Origin of the sequence: Sphingorhabdus sp. (assembly GCF_041737645.1) — a bacterium.
Classification (GTDB): Bacteria; Pseudomonadota; Alphaproteobacteria; order Sphingomonadales; family Sphingomonadaceae; genus Sphingorhabdus_B.
This window is the reverse complement of sequence record NZ_JBGSRI010000063.1, coordinates 43,345-49,453: the sequence shown is the minus strand read 5'-3', so window position 1 is coordinate 49,453 and position 6,109 is coordinate 43,345. Positions and strand designations below refer to the sequence as shown.

8 protein-coding genes and 1 tRNA gene are annotated in these 6,109 nt (G+C 55.9%); 2 read left to right on the top strand and 7 right to left on the bottom strand.

Going from position 1 to position 6,109, the window contains the following annotated elements; translation table 11 throughout:
* Nucleotides 1–132: 132 nt before the first annotated feature.
* Nucleotides 133–207: transfer RNA gene (locus ACEW72_RS12110), tRNA-Gly, on the bottom strand.
* A gap of 191 nt (nt 208–398) precedes the next feature.
* On the opposite strand from ACEW72_RS12110, the gene ACEW72_RS12105 reads away from it, so the two are divergent.
* On the top strand, nt 399–1,307 hold the full coding sequence (locus ACEW72_RS12105; RefSeq protein ID WP_373476644.1) for a tetratricopeptide repeat protein: 909 nt from the start codon (nt 399–401) through the stop codon (nt 1,305–1,307).
* Entirely contained in the window at nt 1,304–1,915 is a 612-nt protein-coding gene (locus tag ACEW72_RS12100; RefSeq protein WP_373476643.1) for an LON peptidase substrate-binding domain-containing protein, read from the top strand. The genes ACEW72_RS12105 and ACEW72_RS12100 overlap by 4 nt, the downstream gene beginning before the upstream one ends.
* Before the next feature lie 17 nt (nt 1,916–1,932).
* Here ACEW72_RS12100 and ACEW72_RS12095 read toward each other — a convergent pair whose 3' ends face one another.
* The 6 genes from ACEW72_RS12095 to ACEW72_RS12070 form a co-directional block, all read right to left on the bottom strand.
* A complete protein-coding gene (locus ACEW72_RS12095; protein WP_373476642.1) occupies nt 1,933–2,553 on the bottom strand; it encodes a MarC family protein in 621 nt (206 codons plus the stop codon).
* Nucleotides 2,550–3,236: a hypothetical protein gene (locus ACEW72_RS12090; protein ID WP_373476641.1), complete on the bottom strand. Its 687-nt coding sequence runs from the start codon at nt 3,234–3,236 to the stop codon at nt 2,550–2,552. The genes ACEW72_RS12095 and ACEW72_RS12090 overlap by 4 nt, the downstream gene beginning before the upstream one ends.
* A gap of 4 nt (nt 3,237–3,240) precedes the next feature.
* Entirely contained in the window at nt 3,241–4,137 is an 897-nt protein-coding gene (folD, locus tag ACEW72_RS12085) for a bifunctional methylenetetrahydrofolate dehydrogenase/methenyltetrahydrofolate cyclohydrolase FolD (RefSeq protein WP_373476640.1), read from the bottom strand.
* Nucleotides 4,134–4,436, bottom strand: coding sequence for a YggT family protein (locus ACEW72_RS12080; RefSeq protein ID WP_373476639.1), 303 nt, complete (start codon nt 4,434–4,436; stop codon nt 4,134–4,136). The genes folD and ACEW72_RS12080 overlap by 4 nt, the downstream gene beginning before the upstream one ends.
* 70 nt (nt 4,437–4,506) lie before the next feature.
* Complete coding sequence (argB, locus tag ACEW72_RS12075) at nt 4,507–5,397, bottom strand: acetylglutamate kinase (RefSeq protein ID WP_373476638.1); 891 nt, start codon at nt 5,395–5,397, stop codon at nt 4,507–4,509.
* Nucleotides 5,398–5,399: 2 nt separating this feature from the next.
* Nucleotides 5,400–6,056, bottom strand: a complete 657-nt coding sequence (locus ACEW72_RS12070; protein WP_373476637.1) for a queuosine precursor transporter — start codon at nt 6,054–6,056, stop codon at nt 5,400–5,402.
* Between the last annotated feature and the right edge of the window lie 53 nt (nt 6,057–6,109).

The window sequence follows — 6,109 nt, the reverse complement described above, 5'->3', positions numbered from 1 at the left end:
GTTGGGAAAACGGTGAATTTTTGCGCCACCTACCGGCGACAACTCCCAAAGTTTTTCTACACAAATCCTACACAGGCAATAAATGCATGATTTTATCTATTTATATCAATAGATTATTCAAATCCAAAGATTTGGAGCGGGCGAAGGGATTCGAACCCTCGACCCCAACCTTGGCAAGGTTGTGCTCTACCCCTGAGCTACGCCCGCTCTGGCGGTCGGGATAAGTGATTTCCCGACAGGTGAGGCGCGCCGTTAGCATGGGGGTTTTGGTCCCGCAACCCCCAATTATTTGCTTTTTATGCAATTGAGTAATTGCCTGTCTTGAAACGGGCGCGACTTTGCGCGCATAGGGCTATATCGATTCCGCCTGAAAAGCATGGAGAAGTACATTGGCGACGATGGGCCTGACCACCGAAGAACAAAAAGCTGTAGAGCAATTCCGCGAACAGGTGGTTACACCTTCAATGGACAAGCTCGTCATACTTGATTTCTGGGCCGAATGGTGCGGGCCATGCAAACAATTGACGCCATTGCTGGAAAAAGTGGCGACTGATTATGCCGATCGTGGCGTCGTTCTGGCCAAAGTGAATGTCGATGAAAATAAATTCATCGCCGCGCAATTTCAGGTCCGGTCGATCCCAACCGTTTACGCCATTTTTCAAGGGCAGCCTGTGGCCGACCTGACCCCGGCCCGCACAGAGCCGCAGTTAACGCAAATGTTGGACCAGATTTTGGAAAAACTGCCGGTTACGGCGGGTGAGGCCGCGCAAGACCCTGCGGCGCAAATCGCGCCTTTGCTCGACGCGGGCGAAGAATTGCTGGATCATGGTGGCGCAGAACAGGCTTATGGTTTGTTTATCGATGCCCTCGGTATCGCACCCGAGCATCCTGCTGCTTTGTCGGGCTTGATTCGTGCACTGGCCGCATTGGGCCGCGCAGATGAGGCGCAGGACATATTTGACAGCCTGACCGCCGAGCAGAAAGACGATGCCGCTTTAGTGCGGGCAAATTCGGTATTGAGTATAGCCGCAGCCGCGGTCGCGCCGGATGAACTGGAGGCATTGAGAGCCGCCGTCGCGGCGCACCCGGACGATCATGCCAAGCGGATTGAACTCGCCAATGCGTTGATGGCGGCAGGATATCGGGACGAGGCCGCGGACGACTTGCTACACATCATTTCCAAAGACCGCACATGGAATGACGGCGCGGCAAAGGCACGGCTGCTCGAAATTTTTGCAATGATCGGGCTGGAAGACCCTTGGGTTTCGGCCACTCGCCGCAAATTATCGGCTGTTTTGTTCGGATGACCATCCGCCGGATCTCTATCTTTCCCTTGCCCGGGGCGATCTTGTTTCCGGGTATGCAATTGCCTTTGCATATATTCGAGCAACGTTATCGCGATCTTGTCGGAGACTCATTAGCACGCGACCGGATGATCGGGATGGTCCAGCCCAAAGGACAAGGCGCAGATCTATTCGAAGTCGGCTGTTTAGGCCGGATTGGCGATGTAGAAGCGATGGAAGACGGCCGTTACAATGTCATATTGGAGGGTCTCCAGCGTTTTTCTATTAGCAAAGAGCTGAATACAACCACCAGTTTTCGGCAGGTGGAGGCGGTTCTTTGGGAGGAAGACGAGGCGTCGGACGCACTGTCCATCGCCGAGCGCGCTTCGCTTGAAATCGAATCACGGCGCTTTGCCGATATTCAGGGATATGCCGTCGATTGGGCCGCAGTGGGCCAGTTGGACGATTATTCGCTGGTCAACGCCATCGCGCAAATCGCGCCCTTTGATTTTGCCGCAAAACAGGCGTTGCTGGAGGCGCGGGGCCTATCGATGCGTGCCGATTTGATCGTGCAATTGATGCAGTTTTTCGGACGGCATGATGGTTTGGATGATCGCGTTACGTTGCAGTAGCAGCCGGGAGAGTGTGGCTACAGAAAGCTTTCACGCAAACCATCTATGACAAATTGCGCCGCCAATGCGGCCAGCAATACGCCCAAAAGACGGGTAATCACCGCCTCAGTTTGCGCGCCTAGAACCCGCATCAATGGCCCGGCGGCGAGCAACGCCAGCAAGGTCAGCGCCAGTACGGCCGCCAATGCGGCCAAGATAATCCCGGCCCGGTCGAGCCCTTCATTTTGGGACATTAAAAGCATGACCGACGCAATCGACCCTGGCCCAGCAATCATCGGCATGGCCATCGGGAATACCGAAACATCCTCGATTTCCGGCGTGTCGATAATCTTTTGCGCCCGTTCTTCACGGCGTTCGGTGCGCTTTTCGAACACCATTTCGATGGCAATCAGGAACAGCATGATGCCGCCGGCAATCCGGAAACTGTTGAGCTCAATATGCAGCGCCGCCAGCAATTCTTCGCCAAACAGCGCGAACACAAGCAAAATCAGAGACGCCACAAATATTGCACGAAGGGCCATGTTGCGGCGCTGCGCGGCGCTGGCTCCCTTGGTCAGGCTGGCGTAAATCGGCGCGCAACCAGGCGGGTCGATGACGACAAAAAAGGTAATGAACGCAGAGAGGAAAAGGTCGATCATTTGGGTGCTGCGACCTGGTCCAGTATGACGGTCTCAGACGCCTGCCCGTTCCAAAGCTTCACCTCGACCGAGCGACTGCCGTCGGGCTGTACGACCCATGTATAGCTGAGCGACTGGTCTCGCGAATATCCGCTTTTCATTTGCGCGCCTTCGGCGGGGGCCTGCAACAGAGCCGGGGCCTTGCCTTTGCAACTTGCCACTTTGGTCTCGATCATTTCCTTGGGCGCGCGCTCCGTCGACAAGGCATCGCCATGATCGACCACCCATTTCCATTCGCCATCGCCGCGTTCATTCTTTTGAATGAACTGCCATATGTTAGTGAAATAGCCAAATGTGCCGTTCGGACGCTGCCACGCGCCGGTGGCTGCGCCGGTTTTTCCGTCACACGACATGAATGCTTTGTGCGTCTGCCACTTGACCGCAGCAGGCGGGTCAGCGCGGCCTTTGAGCCAAGCTTGCGCCAGATTTGGTTGCGGGTCGAACATCACCGCATCTTTTGCCGCTGTTTCGCGGAAGGCGGTCCACTGGCCCTTTTCCTGCGCCAGACGGGCAAAGGCTATTTCGGCAGAAATGATGGCACTTGGATTGGCGATACGTGGTTCGAACCCTGCAGGTGCCTGCTGTCCGCCGGCACAGGCCGACAGGGTCAACATGACCGTACCAATTACGCCAAGCCATTTCATCGCGTTAAAAACCTTGTGGGTGGGCAAGGCCCGCACGGCGGTGCGCCGCGACAAGCGTGTTGCGTAACAAACAGGCGATAGTCATCGGACCAACCCCTCCTGGTACCGGTGTGATCGCGGCAGAATGCGCCATCGCTTCGGTAAAGGCAACATCGCCAACCAGACGGCCCTTGGTTTCACCCTCTGCAGGCGCCAGCCGATTGATGCCGACATCAATGACGACCGCGCCATCCTTGATCCAGTCGCCCTTGACCATTTCCGCACGGCCCACAGCCGCGACAATGATGTCGGCGCGACGGACCACATCGGCCAGATCCTGCGTCCGGCTGTGCGCGATGGTGACCGTACAATTTTCGGCCAGTAAAAGCTGCGCCATCGGCTTGCCCACAATGTTCGAGCGACCAATGACAACCGCATTTTTGCCGGACAAATCACCCATCCGGTCCTTGAGCAGCATGAGACAACCCAAGGGAGTGCAGGGAACAAAGGCGTCTTCGCCCACGGCAAGCCGGCCAGCGTTGACGACATGGAAACCGTCGACATCCTTGGCTGGATCCAACGCGGCAATGACGGCCTTGTCATCCATGTGAGGGGGCAAAGGCAATTGAACGAGGATCCCGTCGACGTGGTCATCGACGTTCAACCGTTCAACAAGGGCAATGAGATCCGCCTGTGCAGTGTCTTCGGGAAGGCGATATTCGAAACTGTCTATTCCGGCCTCGACCGTCGCCTTTTTCTTGGACTCGACATAAACCTGACTGGCGGGATCATCGCCTACCAAAACGACGGCAAGCCCGGGCTTGCGTCCGCTTTGCGCGATAAAGTCCGGCACTATCGAAGCGATGCGTCCACGTAAGGCAGCTGCAAATGCCTTGCCGTCAATGATTTCGGCGCTGCTCACATACCCGCCGAAGCAATGTCGTTGGCAAGACCCAACAACAGCATTTGCAGGATACGCAGGCCGATCAGCAACACCATTGGCGAAAAATCAATCATGCCAGTATCCGGCATGATCTTGCGGATTGGCTTAAGAAACGGGTCCAAAATCATGTTGAGCGCATGCCAGATAGAGGACACGATATTGTTCGACAGACTAACCACATTGAAGGCGATCAACAGGCTAAGGATGAATTGTACAATGACGACGGTCGACAAGATCGTCATCAAATAACCAATGATCGAAATAAGCGCGAGAAGCATGGTTTTCTCCGATAGAAGACAGACAAGTGCGATTAGCCGAGGCGACGCGCTGTATCAACACCCTAAAACACTATTTGTGGATAAGCGTCCCAGCGCCCTTGTCGGTGAACATTTCGATCAGCATCGCATGGCCCGCGCGGCCGTCCAAAATGACTGCAGCATCCACCCCGGCCTCCACCGCATTGACGCAGGTTTCGATCTTGGGGATCATGCCCCCACTGATCGTACCATCGGCCTGCAATGCCCCGATCGCCTCCGGGTCCAGATCGGTCAGCAACTGCCCTGCCTTGTCCAGCACGCCTGCGACATCGGTCAGCAGGAACAGGCGCGATGCCCCCAACGCACTTGCCACCGCACCTGCCATAGTATCGGCGTTGATATTATAGGTGTGCCCATCTTCGCCCACGCCAATAGGGGCTATGACCGGAATCATGCCCGCGCCGCTGATCGTGTCGATGACGCTGCGGTCGACCTTTTGCGGCTCACCGACAAAGCCTAGATCGATATTCCGCTCGATATTACTATCTGGATCCTTCTGCGTCCTCTGCACTTTGGTCGCGGTGACAAAGCCGCCATCCTTGCCCGAAATCCCCAGTGCCCGACCACCAGCAGCGTTGATCCAGCCGACAAGTTCCTTGTTGATGGCCCCGGACAGCACCATTTCGGCAACCTTGGCGGTTTCGGCATCAGTTACGCGCAGGCCATCGACAAATTCACTTTCGACGCCAAGCTTTTTGAGCATCGCGCCGATCTGGGGTCCGCCGCCATGCACGACGACCGGGTTGATACCGACGGCCTTCAGCAGCACAATATCCGCCGCAAAGTCCCGCGCCAAAGCCGCATCCCCCATCGCATGGCCGCCATATTTCACGACAAAGGTCTTACCCGCATAACGCTGTAAATAAGGCAAAGCCTCGGTCAGCGTTTCCGCTTTGGCAAGATTGATCGGGTCGATGCTCATGGTCAGGCAACCTCATCCAGTTTCCGGCCAATACGCACGACAAGTGCGATAACCAGCGGGACCATGACCGCCGACAGGACAATCTTGGCGATCATTTGCCCCATCATGAGGTCTGCAATTGGGCGGACGCCATAAAACGAGACCGTGATAAAAATCAGCGTATCGACAATTTGCGACAGCGCCGCAGCAATGAATCCGCGTATGGCCAGAAACCGTCCCGAGGTTCCTTTAAGCCGCGCGAAGAGCCAGACATTGAGCGATACCGACACGCCATAGGCCAATATGCCTGCCGCCATCATCCGCCCGCTTTGACCGACAATGATGGGGAATGCTTCCTTCGCGGGTTCATACATGCCTGCATCGGTGGGCAGTTGCAGCACGAAATAGGACAGGCCAATGGCGATAAACAGCGGTACAAAGCCGAAGCGAACCAACCTGTCGGCAATTTCCCGCCCATGCAGTTCGGCAATCGCGCTCGACACCGCGATAAGGGTCAGAAAAGGAAAAATCCCGGCTTCGACGGCCAAGGGTCCGATCGACACTTGCTTTGCACCTAGAAAGCCACCCAGAGGAACCATGCCGCCATAAAACACGGCAAAAACAAAGAGCGAGCGTGGAATAGCACCCAAAGAAGTGCTCGATTTGGTCTGTTCAGTCATGGACACTGACTAGCGTCTATTTTTATTGGCGCAAGACTGCGCTTGACGCTAGG